16 protein-coding genes are annotated in these 18,492 nt (G+C 43.8%); 1 reads left to right on the forward strand and 15 read right to left on the reverse strand.

Annotation, left to right across the window (positions count from 1 at the left end; translation table 11 throughout):
• Positions 1 to 58: 58 nt before the first annotated feature.
• From B0O44_RS03790 to B0O44_RS03805, 4 genes are read right to left on the reverse strand one after another with little or no spacing between them, the layout of a single operon-like run.
• Positions 59 to 1,360 (reverse strand): sensor histidine kinase, encoded by a 1,302-nt coding sequence (locus B0O44_RS03790; protein WP_110827341.1) that lies wholly within the window; start codon positions 1,358 to 1,360, stop codon positions 59 to 61.
• Positions 1,357 to 2,031, reverse strand: a complete 675-nt coding sequence (locus tag B0O44_RS03795; RefSeq protein ID WP_110827342.1) for a response regulator transcription factor — start codon at positions 2,029 to 2,031, stop codon at positions 1,357 to 1,359. Before B0O44_RS03795 ends, B0O44_RS03790 begins: the two co-directional genes overlap by 4 nt.
• A gap of 58 nt (positions 2,032 to 2,089) precedes the next feature.
• Entirely contained in the window at positions 2,090 to 3,832 is a 1,743-nt protein-coding gene (locus B0O44_RS03800) for an ABC transporter ATP-binding protein (RefSeq protein ID WP_110827553.1), read from the reverse strand.
• 26 nt (positions 3,833 to 3,858) lie between these two features.
• The gene (locus tag B0O44_RS03805; protein WP_211321305.1) at positions 3,859 to 5,610 is read right to left on the reverse strand and encodes an ABC transporter ATP-binding protein; all 1,752 of its coding nucleotides are present in this window, start codon (positions 5,608 to 5,610) and stop codon (positions 3,859 to 3,861) included.
• Between the two features lie 127 nt (positions 5,611 to 5,737).
• Between B0O44_RS03805 and B0O44_RS03810 the strand changes: the two genes are divergently transcribed.
• A complete protein-coding gene (locus B0O44_RS03810; RefSeq protein ID WP_110827343.1) occupies positions 5,738 to 6,730 on the forward strand; it encodes a helix-turn-helix transcriptional regulator in 993 nt (330 codons plus the stop codon).
• A gap of 52 nt (positions 6,731 to 6,782) precedes the next feature.
• Here the strand turns inward: B0O44_RS03810 and B0O44_RS03815 are convergent, their stop codons facing one another.
• From B0O44_RS03815 to B0O44_RS03865, 11 genes are all read right to left on the reverse strand, one after another.
• Positions 6,783 to 7,949 carry a hypothetical protein gene (locus B0O44_RS03815; protein ID WP_110827344.1) on the reverse strand — a complete coding sequence of 389 codons (1,167 nt, stop codon included), beginning with the start codon at positions 7,947 to 7,949 and terminating at the stop codon, positions 6,783 to 6,785.
• Positions 7,950 to 8,065: 116 nt separating this feature from the next.
• Positions 8,066 to 9,373, reverse strand: a complete 1,308-nt coding sequence (locus tag B0O44_RS03820) for an outer membrane protein assembly factor BamB family protein (protein ID WP_110827345.1) — start codon at positions 9,371 to 9,373, stop codon at positions 8,066 to 8,068.
• A gap of 110 nt (positions 9,374 to 9,483) precedes the next feature.
• Entirely contained in the window at positions 9,484 to 10,251 is a 768-nt protein-coding gene (locus B0O44_RS03825; protein WP_110827346.1) for a LytR/AlgR family response regulator transcription factor, read from the reverse strand.
• Between the two features lie 2 nt (positions 10,252 to 10,253).
• Positions 10,254 to 11,339, reverse strand: coding sequence for a sensor histidine kinase (locus B0O44_RS03830; RefSeq protein WP_170123259.1), 1,086 nt, complete (start codon positions 11,337 to 11,339; stop codon positions 10,254 to 10,256).
• A 57-nt stretch (positions 11,340 to 11,396) separates the two neighbouring features.
• Positions 11,397 to 12,617 (reverse strand): TCR/Tet family MFS transporter, encoded by a 1,221-nt coding sequence (locus B0O44_RS03835; RefSeq protein ID WP_110827557.1) that lies wholly within the window; start codon positions 12,615 to 12,617, stop codon positions 11,397 to 11,399.
• A 174-nt stretch (positions 12,618 to 12,791) separates the two neighbouring features.
• Positions 12,792 to 13,772, reverse strand: a complete 981-nt coding sequence (locus tag B0O44_RS03840; protein WP_110827348.1) for a helix-turn-helix transcriptional regulator — start codon at positions 13,770 to 13,772, stop codon at positions 12,792 to 12,794.
• Between the two features lie 7 nt (positions 13,773 to 13,779).
• Complete coding sequence (locus B0O44_RS03845) at positions 13,780 to 14,112, reverse strand: DUF6686 family protein (protein WP_110827349.1); 333 nt, start codon at positions 14,110 to 14,112, stop codon at positions 13,780 to 13,782.
• Positions 14,113 to 14,117: 5 nt separating this feature from the next.
• A complete protein-coding gene (locus B0O44_RS03850) occupies positions 14,118 to 15,596 on the reverse strand; it encodes a S41 family peptidase (protein ID WP_110827350.1) in 1,479 nt (492 codons plus the stop codon).
• Positions 15,597 to 15,607: 11 nt separating this feature from the next.
• On the reverse strand, positions 15,608 to 16,603 hold the full coding sequence (locus B0O44_RS03855; RefSeq protein ID WP_110827351.1) for a hypothetical protein: 996 nt from the start codon (positions 16,601 to 16,603) through the stop codon (positions 15,608 to 15,610).
• Between the two features lie 193 nt (positions 16,604 to 16,796).
• On the reverse strand, positions 16,797 to 17,402 hold the full coding sequence (locus tag B0O44_RS03860; protein ID WP_146229764.1) for a hypothetical protein: 606 nt from the start codon (positions 17,400 to 17,402) through the stop codon (positions 16,797 to 16,799).
• 122 nt (positions 17,403 to 17,524) lie between these two features.
• A complete protein-coding gene (locus tag B0O44_RS03865) occupies positions 17,525 to 18,487 on the reverse strand; it encodes a hypothetical protein (protein WP_110827353.1) in 963 nt (320 codons plus the stop codon).
• Between the last annotated feature and the right edge of the window lie 5 nt (positions 18,488 to 18,492).

Below are 18,492 nucleotides of genomic sequence, written 5' to 3' on the forward strand. Positions count from 1 at the left end.
ATCATTGTTCGGGGCTTCAATACCTTGAACTTTAGCAAAGGTGAAGGGAGATTTAGAATTAATTCTGAATTCCGTTTTCAGCGAACAGCACCGAGAATGTATGCCTGCCTTGCTGGAAATCATAGGCAACCTGCCAGTTGTGGTTCATACAGATTTCACGCACAATGGCCAGGCCAAGCCCTGTTCCCGGGTTTTGGGAAGAAGCGGTGCTGAAGCGTTTAAATAATTTATCTTCCAGTAAGGCTACACTGCCCTGGTTAGAAATACGCAGCTGCTGTTGGTCCAGCAATACTTCTATGCTTCCCTGATGTTCACTGTGTAAAACCGCGTTCATCAGTAAATTGCTGACCATAATTTCAAAAAGCATTTTGTTACAAGCTTTGGTAATATTTTCCTCGATCCGGGTTTTCAGCTTCAGACCACGTTCATAGGCAAAGTCCTCGGAAAGCTCCAGGACTTCTTCCAACAGCGCAGTCAGATTGGTCCTTTCCTTTTCCCTGAACTGTTGGTTTTCCATCCGTGCCAGCAGCAAGAGGTTTTTATTGATCCGGCTCACCCTGGAAAGCGCCGCCTGGATCTGGTCAATCAGTCTGGATTGTCTGCTGCTGACCGAGGGGTCCTGCAACAGCAAATCGAGTTTGGACTGCACAATGGCCATAGGGGTTTGCAATTCATGAGAGGCATTTTCTGTAAACTCCCTTTGCTGCCGGTAAGCCATAATGTTCCCTTCTATGAGTTTATTCAGACTCTGGTTCATTTCCATGAACTCTGCAATATCTGTTTTTTCAAAGACCGGCCGGACCTGGCTGTTGAGGTCAAAAGATTTGATTTGCCCCAGGCTATGGTAAAATGGTTTCCAGAGCCTGGACGAAATGCGTTTGTTGAGTAAAATAAAACCAGTCAGCAAAACGATAAAAAAGAATACGGTTACTGCTGTAATGGCCAGAATCGTTTCATGGGTTTCCTCTACATTGGTTTCAACAGTAAGGCTGTATTTTTTTCCGTTAAGTTCAAAATAACTTACCCTGCCCTGGAAACGGTCATAACCTTTTGCCGGAATGTACTGGTTTTTCCGGTAAAGGTTGTACAGGCTGTCTGCTTTCAAGGCCGAGACTTCCCGGAGCTGGGTTTCGGGCTTTAAACGGTTCCACAATAGAATGCTTTGCTTTAGTTCCTGATCGTTAAGTTTCAGTGCCTGCAGGTTCTTTTTGGTAGATTCACTGACAATATGGTTGTGCTCGTTGATTTCATTGAGCCAGATGTAATCAATAATGGCAAAATAGGCCGGAACGCTGCAGGCCAGCACCAGAAATGCATAAAGGGTAAAGAGCCTTAAAGGCTTGTCCAGCAATTTATTCATACTTCCCATTTGTAACCAGATCCGTAAATGGTGGTCAGGTAATTCGCACAACCTGCTTCAGTCAGTTTCCGCTTCAGGTTTTTCACATGCGCATAAATAAAATCAAAATTATCCATCATATCTGCCACATCTCCTGAAAGGTGTTCTGCCAGGGCACTTTTTGAAATCACCCTGTTTTTGTTCGCAATAAAATAAAGCAGCAGGTCAAATTCTTTTTTGGTTAAAACCACCTGACGGTCATGGACCAGTACCTGTTTTGCCAGCAGGTCGATGTGCAGTTCATGCTGCTCAATCACATTGTTGCTTGAAAAGTTACGCCTGCGGAGCAGGGAATAGATCCTTGCGGCCAGTTCGGGCAAATGGAAAGGCTTCACCAGGTAATCATCTGCCCCAAGTTTCAGTCCCCGGATTTTATCGTCCAGGGCGTTGCGTGCCGAAATGATAATGATTCCGTCTTGTTTGCCCTGTTTTTTCAATTCCTCCAGGATCGCAAATCCATCTCCACCAGGCAACATCAGGTCAAGCAGGATACAATCATATTGATGATCCAGGACCTTCTGCATGGCAGAAGCATAATTTGTGGCCTGTTCGCAGCGGTAATTTTCGTCCGAAAGGTATTCGGAAATGCTCTCTGCCAGGTCCTGTTCATCTTCAATGATCAGCAGTTTCATGCCGGCAATTTACAACAGCATTCTGAATATATTCTGAATTTTCTGTCCGCTTTGTCTTTCAGGCCATACTTTTGGGTGCAGAGATTTTCCAACCTCCAGCTGATTGCTGTAATTCCCATAAACGGTGGTAAAGACCTTGCTGTGCCAGCAGCTGGCTATGTGTTCCTTTTTCTGCTGCTTTTCCTTTGTCCAGGACCAGGATCTGAGCGGCATTTTTAATCGTGGCCAGCTTATGGGCCACCACTATAACCGTTTTATCTTTCACCAGTTCCTGGATGGCCTTTTGTATGTAAATTTCATTTTCAGGATCAAGAGAGGCTGTTGCTTCATCGAGCAGTACAATCGGGGCATTTTTTAAAAGTGCCCGCGCGATACTAATGCGCTGTTTTTGTCCACCGGAAAGCTTGTTTCCACCTTCTCCTGCCCGGCTATGGATCCCCTGGGGCATTTCCCAGGCAAAGGCCAAAACTTCGGCTTTGTCGGCTGCTGCGATCACTTCTTCTTCGCTGGCCTCCATTTTACCAAAGCGGATGTTGTTGTAAATGCTGTCGTCAAAAAGATAGACCTCCTGAAAAACTTCACTAATCAGGCTGTATACCCGGTCGGGCGCCATATCCCTTACATCTACGCCACCGATTTTAACCGTCCCCTGCTGCACATCCCAAAAGCGGGCAATTAAAGCCGTAATGGTGGTTTTACCCGAACCGGATGGCCCGACCAGGGCCAACATGCTCTTTTCGGGAACCTGGAAACTGAGGTCATCAAGAATGGTTTTACCGGGTCTGTAAGCAAAACTTACCTGTTCAAAAGTCACATCATAAGCTATAGGCTCCAGTTTTTTTCCGGATGGCTGAACTACTGTTTCCAGTACTTCAATAACCCGCTCCATACTGATGTTCATGTAACGCAGAATTACATAATCGACCAGTACAATTTTTAAAGGTTCATACAACCGGTAACCTAAAATAAGAAAAGTGATCAGGGCAGCAACAGAAAGACCCGAACCGCTAAAATAAGACAGTGCAATGTACAACATAAACAGAAAAACCAGTTCAAACACCACTGCTGCAGTGAGTACAAAAGGGCCCGGAACCGCTTCTGTACGGATGCTTGCACGCCGGAAATCGTTTAGGGCTTTATCCAGGCTGGAGTAACGGGCACCCGTAAGGCCAAAAGACTTGATGTGCCGTATGCCCTGTACATATTCAAGAAAACGCGTACCTGATTCATTTCTGGCCTGAATGTGCTTTTTTCCTTCTTTTCGGATCAGCAGATTGGAAATCCGGATCATGAGCCAGCTTAATGGAATTGCCGTCAGTAAAATCAGGGCCAGCCGCCAGTCGGTCAGAAACAGGAAAACGGAAAGGATCAGGGTTGAAAATACTGAAGCGGCCATATTGCCAATGGTATGTCCAAAAATCATTTCAAAATTAGCCACATCCTGCAGCACCACTGAAGCCAGGTCCCCAGGGTCCCTTTGTTTAAAGGTCCCCATACTAAGTTTTTGTAAATGGTTTCCTAAACGGATCCTCAGGCTGGTCGACAAGGTATAGGTCATCTGATTACTGGCTACAATCGTTTTAACCGATACCCATAACTGCAAAACCAGCATACCGCACAGGATCCAGACAAAGGTCCAGAGCTTTGCCCGGTTGGGCTGCACGCTAAACAGTTCCTGCAGCACCAGGAGCAGAAAACCTGTAGGCAAGGCAATGAACAGACCATGGAGCAGTTCGAGTAAAATACTTTTTTTAACGGCCCCCGGGGCCAGTTTAAATATATATCGCAAATTTTTTAACATGATACGAGGCTTTTGTTTTATAAGCATTAAATGGCAAATTCTTTTGCCCGGGTATGGGCCTGCCACATCCGGGCATAGAGCGCGCTTTGTTCCAGCAGCGCCTGGTGCTGTCCGGTCTGCTGCACCATTCCTTTGTCCATGACAATGATCTGGTCACTGGCCACAATGGTACTGAGCCGGTGGGCAATGATGAGTACGGTTTTATCCCGGATCAGTTCATGGAAAGCTTTATGGATCAGGTGTTCATTTTCCGGATCACTGAAGGCCGTCGCCTCATCCAGAATCAGAATGGGGGCATCTTTGAGAATGGCCCTGGCCAGCTGGATGCGCTGCTGTTCTCCCCCGCTCAGGTGTAGCCCGTCACTGCCCCAGCGGGTCTGGTAGCCCTGCTCCAGCTGCATAATGAAATCATGGCATTGGGCAGCCTTTGCTGCAGCAAGCACTTGTTCCTTGCTTTTGTCCATCCCCATTCGGATGTTTTCATACAGGCTTTCCCGAAACATAAAACTCTCCTGAAAAACAAAGGCGATGTGCTTCATCAAAACTTCTGGGGCAATGTCCCTGATGTCTTTTCCGCCTATACAGACCCTGCCCTGCTGCGGGTCCCAGAAACGGCTGAGCAATTGCGCGATGGTCGATTTTCCGGATCCGGATGGCCCAACAAGGGCCGTAATACTTCCGGCAGGCATTTTAAAACTAACATCGATCAGGGTATAAGTTTCCTGCTGGTAACCAAAATAAACGTCTTCAAAGCTGACTTCAAAATTGCCCTCGGGCATTTCTGTTCCGGAACTTTCCTGTTCCCTGCCAAAAAGAATTTCATCCAGCCTTTTTACACCGTGGTTGATGACAGAAATCTGCGATCCCAGGTTGCTCAGGGCAAACAGCGGACGAATATACCCTACCCCCAGAATCAAAAAGAGGGAAAATGTGGCCAGCGTGCTACTTCCTGAAAAATACAGGTACAAACCGGCCGCAAGTACAGGCAGCGTTGCATTGCTGATGAAACTGATAAATATTCCATAAGCGGGTGCAGAATTCCGTACCCAGGCGATTACCATGTCCCTGAAGCGGTAAACCGCCCCGCTATATTGGTCAAATTTTTCGGCCGTATGCCCAAAAATTTTAATCACCGGCATGGCCCTTACAAATTCAACAATTCCCGAATTCATGTCTTCCAGAGAACGGTGGTAATTTGTCAGCAGGTCCATCCTTTTTCTGTTAAACATCAGGGGAATAAAAACCGCCAGCAACACCAGGGGGATACAACTGGCCAGGGCCAGCTTCCAGTCGATACAAAAAAGGTAGACCAGGGTAATCAGGGGCAATATCATTCCTTTTATAAAGTCAGGGATGCTGTGGGCAATAAAGTTCTCGATACGCTCCACATCGTCGGACATGATTTTTTTTAAAGCCCCGGAGTTGGTTTTATTGATAAAACCCAGCGACAGTCGCCCGATTTTTTCGGCCATTTGCCTTCGCAGTTCGTAAAGGATGTTAAAAGCGGCCACATGTGAGGCCATCCCTGAAGCATACAGCAGCAAATAAGATAAAACTACTGCTATAACTGCCTTAAAGATATCTTGCTGTAGTAAAACTTTATCCAGAACCGGTGCAGTTAAAGCTTTGAGGATATCACAAACCAGTACATAGGGCACCAGGGTCATCAGGGCATGGCCGATGGCCAGCAGGGCAGATAAACTGAGCAACCGTTTACGTTTTCCGGCAATTTCCAGTAAACGGAAAATTCCGGTTTTAGCTTTCTTTTTTTGATGCATAGGTCTATTAAATCGCTTTTTTATTATTTAAAACAATTCTAAATAATTAACTTTGACAAAGGTGCCCATTCCGCAGGAAAATGGTTTTACAACAAAAGTATTATGATTTACAGCAAAAGGATTTTTTATGGGCTTAATGGTTAGCAGTCCTACGGGGAATTGGTACCACCTAAATGAACCGCTACAGTTACATGATCAGGTTTTGGATTTTCCGCTCGTGATCGAACGACGAGATCGCTTCAGTATGTCCTTTGCAGAGCTGGAACTGGTACAAATGGCTTTTCAGGATGTCTTTATCGTTTATGGGGATATGCGTTTAAAACAGCAGCAACTCCGGATGCGTACAGTAGACATGCCCGATATGGTGGAACTTCATTTTTCCTTAAGCGGAAAAGGCATTGTAGAAAACCACATCAACAAAAAATCTTATTTTTTTAATCCCAACCAGCACAACATGATGTACGTGCCCGAATTTGACGGGACAGCCAATTACAGCAAAAATGAAGCTTACCTGTTTTTTGAACTTCATTTTAAAAGCAGTTATTTTCTGGAACTGGTTCAAAATACAGGAAAAACCCTCGAAAAGTTTGGCGAGCAAATCGTTTTAAAGAAAAGTGCAAACGCCACCGAAGACTACATGCCCATCAGTCTGCAAATGCACCAGTGTTTAAAGGATATAATGAATTGCAAATTTAGCGGCAAACTTAAATTTCTTTTTCTGCAGGCCAAAAGTATAGAACTGTTGAGCCTCCAGGCGGCCGCCATTGAGCAACAGCAGCAGAAAAGTACAATAAAAAGCTGCTTAACGACTTCCAGAGATCGGGATTGTATTCTTTATGCCAGGGAATACCTGTTGCAACACATGTCCAATCCGCCTTCTTTAACAGAACTCGCAGCCGCTGCCGGTACCAATACGTTTAAGCTTAAAAATGGATTTAAGGAGTTATTTGACCAGACCGTTTTTGGTTACCTGACTACCGTAAGGCTGGAACAGGCCAGAACAATGCTGGGTAGCGGCTCAAGCATCAAAGAGGTTTCGGCTCATTTGGGTTATTCTTCTGTACAGCACTTCAGTACGGCCTTCCGCAAGCAGTTTGGCATTTCGCCGGGCAGGCTTTAGTTCTTTTCAAAATTCACCTTAAGCTTAGCTACCCCTGGTAGAAATCAACTACCTAAACAAAAGGCGTTTGCGTCTCCATAGCATCGACCGCTTCGATTCGCAATTTACTTAGCCAAACCAGTCCCAGAACATCTTTTTCGGCCGCAACACTTCTTTTTATATAATCCGAAGGATAAGGATATTGCGGATTTTCGACATAATAGATCATCAGGTCGATTTCGCCTTTTCCGGGATACAGAAAATTTCCCAGGGGAGACTGGGTAACAATGGTAGAACTTCCTTTATGGCTTTTGGAATAGACATGCCCTCCATAGGCCAGCAGGATTTCATGTCCAATCTCATGGGCCGCAGTGTGTTTAAAATCGAGCATGGCTTTATCGTCATTTTCATAATACCACTGACGGGGAAATTTCAGGTAACCGGCATTATAATATAAAATCCTGGACATTTCCCAGTTTCTGGACCTTCCGGGACTCAGGTTTGTTCTGTAAGTAATCACCGGTGATTTTACGGTTTTTGCGCCCTGGTTATCGGGTTTCAGAAAAAACTGATAGGCCTCTCCATTGTCCAAAACGATATTTTTCGCTTCCGGATGATGCGCATTGCGGCCCCAATGGTATGCCAATCCTTCCAAAGCAGCGTCCAAAAGTTCTCCGAAATTTTTTGTTGCCTGGTCCAGAGGTCCCTTTCCATGTATTTCCACAATATTTTCCGGCACACGCTGACCTTCGGGCAAACCTTCGGTCCCGCCGTCTTTCAAATTGGTCCGCAGCAGGGCTTCTATTTTTTTTGCTTTTCTGTCAATTTTAACGTCAAGCCAGCGCACTTCTTTATATTCGGTTCTGAACAAAGTTTCTACGGTTTGGCTTTTATCCATATAAATTGCCCTTAGCACTGCTTTTAGCACTTTACTATTAAACCTGCTGCTGTCATAACAATCCTGATTGTCAAAACCATCCCAGTAAATGAGGTAAGCTCCTGGTTTACTGTATTCGGGCTTACATGGCATGCTGTAAATCAGCTGGCCTTCCTGGTCCAGCACCTCAAAAGTCAGGGATTCGAGTACCTCCCCTTCCAGTTTATACTCAAAAATAAAATAAGGATTTTCACTGCGGCTTTTAAAATCTGGAATACCCATTGGAACAAATGTCTTTTCCTCACCGAATAAGCTGAGCTTCAGTCCAAAATGGCTTTGTAAAGATTTTTTTGTACGTTCCATAAGAAAAATCTCCGGCGGTCATTTGTTTAACTGCCACCTAAATTAGGTGATTATTTCTTTGGTTGCATCTGTTAATTTTTATTTTGTTATTAATTCTTCAGTGCCTCATTAAAGCATTAATATTTTCTTCTGGCCAGGGCATACAAGAGCCCTTCGGTACTACAAAAGTAAAGCACCTCTTTGCGTACTAAAGGGGCAGAGACAATAGGCCCCACGCGATCAAACTCCTTCATCACCTCCAGGGTTGTCTGATAAAGGGCCAGATCCCTGCCTTTGGCAGAATGACGAAAGCTTAGTCTTGCTTGCGGAGAAAAGACTTCATGCTTGGCCATGCGACGGCTTTGGGTTTCAAAACAGGCAAAGATTTTCCCCTTGCGAAGGTCAGTTTGATATAGCTGACCACTATAGTCCCCAAAAAAAGCATAATTTCCATTTAGAACCACAGAAGAGAAATTATATCCGCTTGTTTTTATCCTGTAATTTTCTTTTCCCGTTTTGGCATTCAGGGCCACAAACAAATAAGAATCAGAAGTTGTCAGGTATACAGTACTGTCTGCAACGGCAGCTCTGGATATAATCCAGGATCCTTTTGCATCATATTTCCAGTCCAATGTTCCCTTATCTGTATTTAAAGCATAAAAAAAACCGTCCCTGCTTCCAAGATAGAGTTTTCCCTTCCCGATCACAGCTTCTGCCTGAAAACCTTCCATAAGGTGTGTCCCCGGGTCTTCACCCGTTTTGTATTTCCAGATGAGGGTCCCATTTTTACGGTCAAGGGCATAAATATAACTATCCCAGCTGCCAATGTACACTTTGTGTTCATCTACTGCCGGTGTTGAGCGGATAATTCCGTTCGTTTTAAATTTCCATTTCAATTCTCCGCAACCGGCGTCAATTGCATAGACATATCCGTCACCACTTCCAACGTAAAGGACTTCTTTGTTTCCGTCTCTTTTAATGACCGGAGCTGAAATCAGAAAATCATAGGGATCTTCCATATATTGGTCTAATGGTTTCATTCCCCACAAGCCAAAGGCCCCCACCTGCTTTTGTTTGCCAGTTTTAAAAATCCATTTCAGTTTTCCGGTTTTACAGTTTAATGCGTAAATGCGTCCATCTTTACTGCTGGCGTAAAGCATCTGGCCGCAAATGGCAGGCTGCATACTTACTGAAGCCCCGGCTTTAAACCTCCAAATTTCCCGACCTGTATTTTTATTAAGCGCATATAGATGTCCATCTTCAGCTCCGACATAAATCCTTGCTCCAAAAAGAACCGGTGAGGCATATAGTTTGGCCCCCGTTTTAAAGGTCCAAAAGGTTTTCCCAATTCTGGGTACTTCCCCAATCTGTGGGTCTGTGTCTTTTGCTTTAAGGAGTTGAACTCCTGTAATAAAGCAAAGGCTAAAAATTAAAGCTTTCCTCATTTCTTTTGATCTGTTGGCCAAAGAAAGCGCAGTGAATTCACCCTTAAAAGCTAAAAATGCTAAAAGGCTTTTTAAGAAGGATAAAATGGACTATATAATGCTAAACCGCTTTAGATATTCAGAACTTGATGAACCAGGGATTTAAAATTCCTGCTGAGCTTAAGTTTTGTTCCCTGCCGGTCTTTTAGGGTAATCATATAATCTCCATGAAAATGTGGTTCTATTAGGGCAATGCTGTCAATATTGACAATAATGGATTTATGAATTTGTATAAATTGATCTGGATCCAGTAGCAAAAGCAGTTTTTTAAGGCTATAGTTACCCGGCATAACGCGACTGTCAAGGCTATGTAGCTGAACAAAGTTTCCGCAGGACTCAATGTATTTAATCTCTTGAGTTGCAATAAGACTTACATTACCATTGATTTTACTAACGAGCCGTCTGGTATAAGGTTCTTGAGTTTTAGAATGCCCAATCAAAGAAATCAAGCGCTCTGCAAACAGAGCAGACTGCCGGCCTGCAAGCAATTGTCTTGCTTTTTCAAGACTTTTGAAAAAGCGTTCGTCGTCGTATGGTTTTAAGAGATAATCCACTGCCGACTGATCAAATGCTTTAATGGCATACTGATCATATGCCGTTACAAATACATAAGCACATAAATGGTGTTCCTTTACGGCATCCAGTACTTCAAAGCCATTTCTATCTGGCATTTGCACATCCAGAAAGACCAGATCCGGTTTGTGGAGCAAAATTGCTTCGGTGGCCTCCAGCCCATTTTTACACCGGGCAACTATTGTCAACTCTTTTTCGCGGCCAAGCAGTATTTCAAGGGAGGCCAGCGCAGCAGGTTCATCATCGGCAATTATAATTCTTATCATTTTTAAAGGGGAATCTCTATTTCAACTTGAACACCTTTAGCGGTAGCATTACTAATTTTAAAAGTGTACCGCGTTCCGTAAATATAAAACAACCTGGATTGCAGATTTTTCAGACCTATCCCCCCGGCAGGCCCACCTTCAGGAAGATTCCTGCCATCATTATAGATCATTAAATACAATATTTTTTCCTTGACTTGTGCCCGTATTAAAATATAGCCCGCTGTACTGCTTTTTGCCACGCCATGCTTAATTGCATTTTCCAGCAGGGGTTGCAGGATAAAACGAGGTACCTGGGCAGCAAGCGACGCCTCTTCTATTTCTTTGCAGATGTGTAACCTGTCACCGAACCTTATACTTTCTATCTCCGTATAAAAGTCGGCCTGTTCAAGTTCCTTCTCCAGGGATACAAAGGGTTCATCATCTGCATATAGTGTGTTCCGCAAAAAGACACCTAGTTTACTATTTACTTTTATGGCTGCCTGTGGATCATTCATCCGAACCATAGAACTGATGGTGTTCAGGGTGTTAAACAAAAAATGGGGGCTTAACTGAAGTTTTAAGGTTTCCAGCCGCGCTTGTTTCAGCATGTTTTCCAGTCTGACATTTTTCATTTCAGCTTCTGCTGCCTGCAGACTGCTTTTTTTACTGGATAAAGCAGTCTGCAATGCAAAAACACTCAATACAATCAGCGAATAAACTACTGTATCCCACAACAGTTGCGCAGCATAAGCATTCAGGTAAGCGGCAAAAGAAAGTGTAAATGCGTTTTGTCCAATCGCATAAGACATGGCCCACAACCTTAAATTGGAAAAAAAACACAGGATCACAAAAGCAATAAGCAGCTGCCACAGAAAATTTGTTCTCCATTCAGCAGTATGCAGTGGATAAAACTGATAAATATATAAAACAAATGGGCTAAGCAAAGCGAAGAGATACCATCCTGGCAATTGTCTGCAAAATAAACTGAGCCAGCTGATTTCCTCACCGGAAAACCTGCCGCTCAGATAGGCTTGCGTAGCCATACTCATTGCGGCCATTGTCCAAATGAGTAAAATAACGAATGTACTTCGCAAAGAGAGCCCTTTCATAAAGATCAGCATATATATTTCGCCAAAGCCTTGTAATTTTAATCGGAAGGTAAATAATTAAATCTGTTTTTTTCTCTTTCCAAAGCTGAAAAACAACAGTAGCAAACTTCCTACCGTAAGGATTGCTGCAAGCACAAATGCAGCCCCGGGAAAATAAAATCCTGTTTTTTGAGCCGTAGTATAGGAAAACACAAAGCTAAAAGTCAATGGCCCTACCATAGTTGTTAACCCCATAATAGCACCCAGAATTCCCTGAAGAGCGCCTTGTTCATTTTCCGGAACTGAAGCCGCGGCGATACTTTGCAGGGCCGTGCCTTGCAGGCTCCCTAAAATAAAAATAAACAGGGCCACAAAGAGCAGCCACTGGCTTTGCGCAAAAGCCAAGAGGATAAACCCGCTAATGGTTAAACACAAGCCGATAATGGCCAGCTGATGGTCTTTTACTCTTTTGCTCAACAGGCCCAGCAGCCAGGCCTGCACCAATACCGATAGCCCTCCGATAAAGGCCAGGGAATATCCGATCATTTGCTGGTTCCAATGAAACTTTTCTATGGTAAAATATGCCCAGACAGTTTCCATACTGTGGTTTGCCAGCGTAACAAACACAATGGACAACAACAGCATCCGCAACAAAACGACTTTGTTGATCGATTTCATTGCAGCCAGCGGATTTGCTTGCTGCCAGCTAAAGCGCCTTCTGTGCTGGGTTTTTAAAGATTCCTTAAAAAACAGCAGGCCCAGAGAAAAATTAAGGAAGCTCAGTATTGCGGCAACGACAAATGGAAAGGAAGTACCAAATTGTGCCAGGACACCACCTATGGCTGGTCCGACAATAAAGCCCAAACCAAATGCGGCATTGATGAGCCCAAAATTGCGGGTCCGGTTTTCCTCTGTACTGATGTCAGCAACAGTTGCCGCTGCAACGGAATAACTGGCGCCACTGATCCCTGCAAGAATTCTTCCTATAAAAATCCAAAGGATGTGTCCTGAAAAAGCCAGAAACAGACAATCCACACTAAAGCCCAGCAAGGAGACCAACAGCACGGGTCTGCGTCCGTAACGGTCGCTCAGGTTTCCCAGCAAGGGGGCAAATACAAATTGCATGGCAGCATAGGCAAAGGAAAGCCAGCCACCATACCGGGCCGCGGTACTGGTGTCGGCATGGACCAGGTTTTTAAGCAGTTGGGGAAGTACAGGAAAAATAAGTCCAAAGCCAGCGGTGTCCAGTACCACCACCAATAAGACAAACACGAGGGTTGTTGTAAGTTTTAATGACATAACCATTCAATCTCCGCACTTTACAGTGCAGCAATTTATTTCAATAAGTTAAATAGAATATGCGCTTGATCAGATCTGATAAAGGGCATTCAGCATTTTGCCTGAAGATTGAATTAGTACCTCATAATAATTCAAAGCTATAAAAAATTTAATTTTTATAGCTTTAATTTTTGCTTAAAGTGTGACCTCACTTGGCAAAATGCCAAAATAACGCTTAAAAGCTTCTGTCAAATGACTTTGATGGTTAAACCCTACAGCCGCGGCCACCTGCCCAATGCTTTTACGCTCTTCCAGAATCAGCCTTCTGGCTTCTTCCATTCTCAGCCGAGTTACATAACCATAAATCGTTGTTCCATAATATTCTTTAAAACCCCGTTTAAGCTTAAACTCATTCAGTGCAATTTGCTTGGAAAGCTCAATAATGGTTGGTGGATACTGATAAGTCGCATCCAGAATATCCCTGGCCTGCTCTATCTTTTTCAGGTCATCCTGTTTGATCAGGTATTTTTCAACCTCCACCCCCGACTGCATTTGTTCGAGCTGGAGCATGAGCAATTCCAGAATTTTCGACTCTGTATGCAGTCTTTTAAGTTCACCGCTTCTGCGGCAGTCGCAGATGTCATTGATCACCCTTTTCATTTCTGAGGTAACCGAAAGATCACTGGCCGCAAAAGAGGTGTATTTGCCTTTCAGGATTTCTCTTACAAAATCGGTATGCAGCAAAGAGTGCTGATCGATCAGGTGAAAATAATAAGATTTGGAAAGGACCAGTAAAAAGTATTTGTATTCGGTATCGGGAGCCATTGGATATTTTCCTTTAATAGAGGGAATATAACGGATGTTGTGCCTGCTGCCGGTTCTGCGGCTGCTGGTTGTTTTTGCCGTGGCAGGAGAAGACCCGTAAAAAATAAACTGAGAGGTTATGGCTTCTCCCTCCACCTCCGAAAGTACTTTAACCGCTTCATTAAACTGCATGGTCGAATGAACCAGAAACAAACCTCCTGAGCTGAGCTGATAATTGACCAGTTTTTCCACCGGCGCACTTTTGATATGGACATTCTTTTCGGATAAAGGTGCCCGGGGATTATATACTTCGGGTATTTCCTCTATAAACAACCAGTCATCGGAACCTTCTATTTTCGATTTAATTTTCATTGGTCTTTTAATGGTTATCCTGTTTGTTCATCAATTCATAAACCTCTGTCATAAAAATGGCTTCATCAATGGCCTTTTTGAACTCTTCAAATTCATCATAGTCAAAGGCAAAACAAATGTCATCGTTTGGAGTATGCAGTACAATTCGCTCTTCTCCGTCGGGGAAAGGCAAACTATTTTTATAAAAGGGTAAACTATTGACAACCTCCCTGAAGGACTTAAAAGCCTGTTCTGTAAAATTGAGCAATAAATTTTGATGCCACAGATAGTAAACCCCGCAACTGGCACAACTGCTCAGAACGGTTGCTCCTCTTGTACTTAAGACTCTGGTTTTACACATATTTTTCAATTTTTTAGGTTTAAATGATTTTTAAGCATTCCTTTAGCCGCTGCATCTGTGCCCAGCAAGCGGGGTGCAGCGGCTGATAATGGAACGGAACTGTTGCCTGCAGCCACCGCTCCGTTGATTTGTCTCAGGACCATAGCCAGACAAGCTTCTGCCGGATCTCCAAAGTTTTTGCTTACATCGTCGGCAACTACGGCATCCGGTACAAACCCACTGTAATAGCCACCTTGTCCCAATGCATTTCTGATCTCGAAGTTTGACAGGTACAGGATGTATTTATCAATATTGATCCCAAAAAAACCGACCGGTTTTCCATAGGTACGGCTTCCAGTTAATTTAACCTGGAAATAAGGTTTAAGACTGTTGATGAGTAGTTCACTTGCAGAAGCGGTATTGGGTCCCACAATAAAATAAATCTCTTTGAGACTTTCCAGGGCACCTTGTTTTTTAAAGGTATGCGTATTTGCGGCTACAGAAAAATTAACGTCGGCCATTGTTGCCCTTTTTCCATTCAGGTATACAGCCTGGCCCTGATCATTCAGATAGGCCTGGTTTTTTAATATTCCGGTTTGACCGCGTTGCAGCAGGTCATTGAAATGTTCCGAATAAATCACTTGACCATTCAAAGAGGAGCCAGCCAGTAAATTGGCCAGATATTCTGCACTTTCCACAAAACCGCCTCCATTGTACCGCAAATCCAGAATAAGCTGCGCCGGCTGTACAGAAGAGAAAAGTGCAAAGGCCTGGTCCAGTTCTGTTTTAGATACCGACAAGCGGTTAAATTGTCCCAAAGCCAGATAGGCGACCTTATTTCTGCTGCCCTGCAACAGTTTTACGCTAAACACGCCATGGTTTTCATAAACGCTTTTGGCCAGGTCAACTTTCCGGACAGACTGATCGGGCTTTTTACAGGTTAATACCGCAGAAGCCGCGCTGGTCATTTTTTCTGCAAGACCTGCTGTTGCAGCCATTCCATCAATTTCCAGAACCTGGTCTCCCCTTTCCAGACCTGATTTGAAAGCCGCAGAGCCCGGGTTTACATAGGAAATAAAAATCAATGAACCGGAAACAGCAAGCCCAATTCCGAGGTTGTTTTCCGGTTCGCTCAAAGCAGCAACAGACTGACTCGTCCTGCCGCTTTGATCAGTCAGATAGGAATATTTCGCTACTCCGGCAAAAAGTGGCAGTTCATAGGCAAAGCCAGTCAACGGGTTTACTTTCAACTGGGAAAGGTCAAAAATTTCCCTGTCCAGGGCAGAACGCTCTGCAGCATTTGCTTCATACTTTCGAGGATTAAAGCTGGCAAACGATGGCAGGGCCTCATTCCATAAATAGGTTTGCTGGGCATAAAGATAAATAGAGTCCAGTGTGAGCTGCGTCCTGTTTCCCGAAGGAGCATCTGGCCGGGCATTATTTTTCCTGCAGGCCAATAGGCCTGTAAGCAGAAAGCTTATCCAGATGCTCCATTTGAACTTCATAGGCTTATTTCCTAATTTGCCGTTACTGTGATATAAGCATCATAATCTTCCAGATAAATTCGCCTCCTGCCCGCTTCCATATATTCACCGGCCGGAAAGCTACACCTGACCTCGCCATACTGACCGGTAGGAAAATCGGCTGGAATTTCAAGTACCAGACGATCAGCCGTAGATTGTACAATTTTTAAGGCATATACTTTATTTCCCGTTGCCGTCACCAGTTCCACATTATTCACTGCCGTAAGGTTCTTTCCCCCGCTAATGGTGATCCTGTCACCCCGCTTTAAGGTTTGAGGAACTTTAAAAACATCTATAGGAATAAAGGGTTTAGGATCATCAATCAAGACAAAATCCTTATTGCTGAGCAATGTACGGTCACCACTTTGCAGTTTAATGGCTTTATAGGTACCTGTTGAGGTGACGATCCCCAAAACTCTCACTTCAAGTGGCGTAACAGAAAGGCCTTTGACTTCGACTTCTTTGTCGTCCTTGCTCACTAAAAACAATTTTGTTTTGTCCTTTTCTGTATTAAAATAATCACCGGTAACAATAAGGTTCCCCCCATTAAGCAAAAAGGTTTTTTGATTAAGGGTTTGAAAACCATCAATGGACTTGATATAAGGAATAATGGAATTGATAACCGGTCGGATTTTATACAGACTGGTTTTTCCATTTTGCGCAGTGACTGTATAGCTGGTACCTGCTTTAAATGCCACTTTACTTCCGGATGCCGGACTGATGCTTGCGCCTTCAGCAATTTTGATTTGGGGGCTGATGTATTCGGGAACGGCCTGTTCCGGTGGCCAGTACACGATAATCTCATTATTTTCCAAAGCCCCCTTTAAGGTTCCGCCCTGGGCGTCCGTGATAGAAAAACTAACGATATCGGCATAAGGAAGCTGCTGGTATTCCTTTTTACAACCGCCCAGCACAATCACCGTTAGGATAAGCAGGGTAAATTTTGCAAAACCAGTTTTAAACCGGTTAATCAAGGAGAGGACTGTCATCTATTTTATATGAAATACTGATTTTATTTTTTTTTATTAACTTGTGCCCTTTAAAGCCGGACAACAACGGCTGCAGTTCTTTTAGAGCTGTATTTTTTTTAAAAACAATCCGGGCTGGTCATCCTTTTATATGGATTTTACACAAAGCACGGTACTAAAATTGGGGCGGAATTTGAAGAGATCGCCCCAATTTTTATTTCAGGCGTTTGGTATGGAAATTTACTGTTGAAGTAAATGGGCCTGTTGTACCGGTTGCAGTTACACCATCCAATTGAACCACATATAGTCTTGCAGCATCTGCGATGGTGCTTGCATCGGCCACAATCGCATAACGTTTTGCCACCGGGGTAATGGCACGTGTTGTTCTGTTGTAGTCATACCATCCCACAACGGTTGCAGAATTACTGCCCAAAGTACTGATGGTGGTCAGTGAAACTGAAGAAAGGTCAGACAAGCTGATGCCTGTTACATCAGTTACTGAAGGAGAATCATAATAACCCAGGTAATAGCCAGACAACTTGGTAATGTTGCCATTAAAGTTGCTGTCAAATTGCACCTGTACACCAGGGGTAGCTGTTACGTTATTATGCAGGTCATAGCCTACTGCTGTCCAGGCTGTTGGAGAAGCAGAGGTATTGGTAAAAGTACCAGCCTGGGTTCCGTTTACAGGAATAACAGCTTTAGCACCGCTCAGGTTTACACCTGCAGAGTCAGGTGTTCCATTTTCTTTTTTACAAGCTGTTGCTAAAACGGCGATCATTGCTACGCCTAACGTTATTTTTAGAATGTTTCTTTTCATGTTTTTAGTTTTTGGATGACTGAATTTTCTTGGATATTCAGTACATCAGTTTTTAAATAAATAATTAATAGGGATCATATATTGGGAGAACCTCCCGGATTGTTTTTTGCGATAGATGATGATTATTTTGCTTTTACAGTTAGTGTCCAGTACTGGAAAATTGGCGCCCAGCCTTCAAATGTTGCTGTCGGGTTATACACACCCGCAGGCACATTGTCTGGTATCCTGATGGTTGCTTTGGTCCGGGTATAAGACTCAATAGGCAGGCTTACTTTTTGCCCGTTTACCGTAATACTAAATTCTTTGAAATTGTAAAATACAGGGCCTGTGGTAATGACATTAAAGCTTTCACCGGCCCGGGCCTCTGCCCCTACATAGTTGATTTGAGGGGTATCATAAAACACTTCAATAGGGTATTTTGCAACGGCAGTAAGCGACTGTATTTTAACTTTCAACTTATAAATTCCCGGTTCAATGGTTTGAGGGACCTGGAGATAAAACAAAGCGTAAATTTTATCGGTAGCCCCCATGGTGGTTTGAATACCCGGAGCGCCATTAGGACTGTTCACCAGGGCATACTCCTTATTGTCCGAACCGACCAGAAATGCCTTTACCTTAGTGGCGTCATTGGTGTTAAAATTTCCCCGCAAACGGACATTGTAAAAACCGATCCCCCATTTGGTGGTGGTGGTCGCTGTTGAAATTTCTTCAATAACCAATGGTCCGAGCTGCTGGAGTTTAATGATCAGTCTATAAGTAGATGTGCTTTTATCAGCTCCGGTTACGGTATAAATGGTTTTTTCGTCCAGTACATCAACCGGCACTATTTTTTCCTTCAGACTGGCACCGTCTGCCAGTTTAATTTTCGGATCAATAACATCCAACTGGTAGTAAAAAGGAACATAGACCGTAATGGTTTTATCTCCTTCATCAATAACTCCGCTGATTTCTCCATCAGCTACGGGTACTTTATATTCAATAATTTTACTGTTTGGTTGCGCAGGCGGCTCAACAGTTTTTTTGCAGGAGCTGATCCCGGCCAGCAGCAGCAGTACAGATAGCGTATGTAAAAATTTAGGGCTCATATTTT

Source organism: Pedobacter nutrimenti, from assembly GCF_003208655.1.
In the GTDB taxonomy this organism is placed as follows: Bacteria; Bacteroidota; Bacteroidia; order Sphingobacteriales; family Sphingobacteriaceae; genus Pedobacter; species Pedobacter nutrimenti.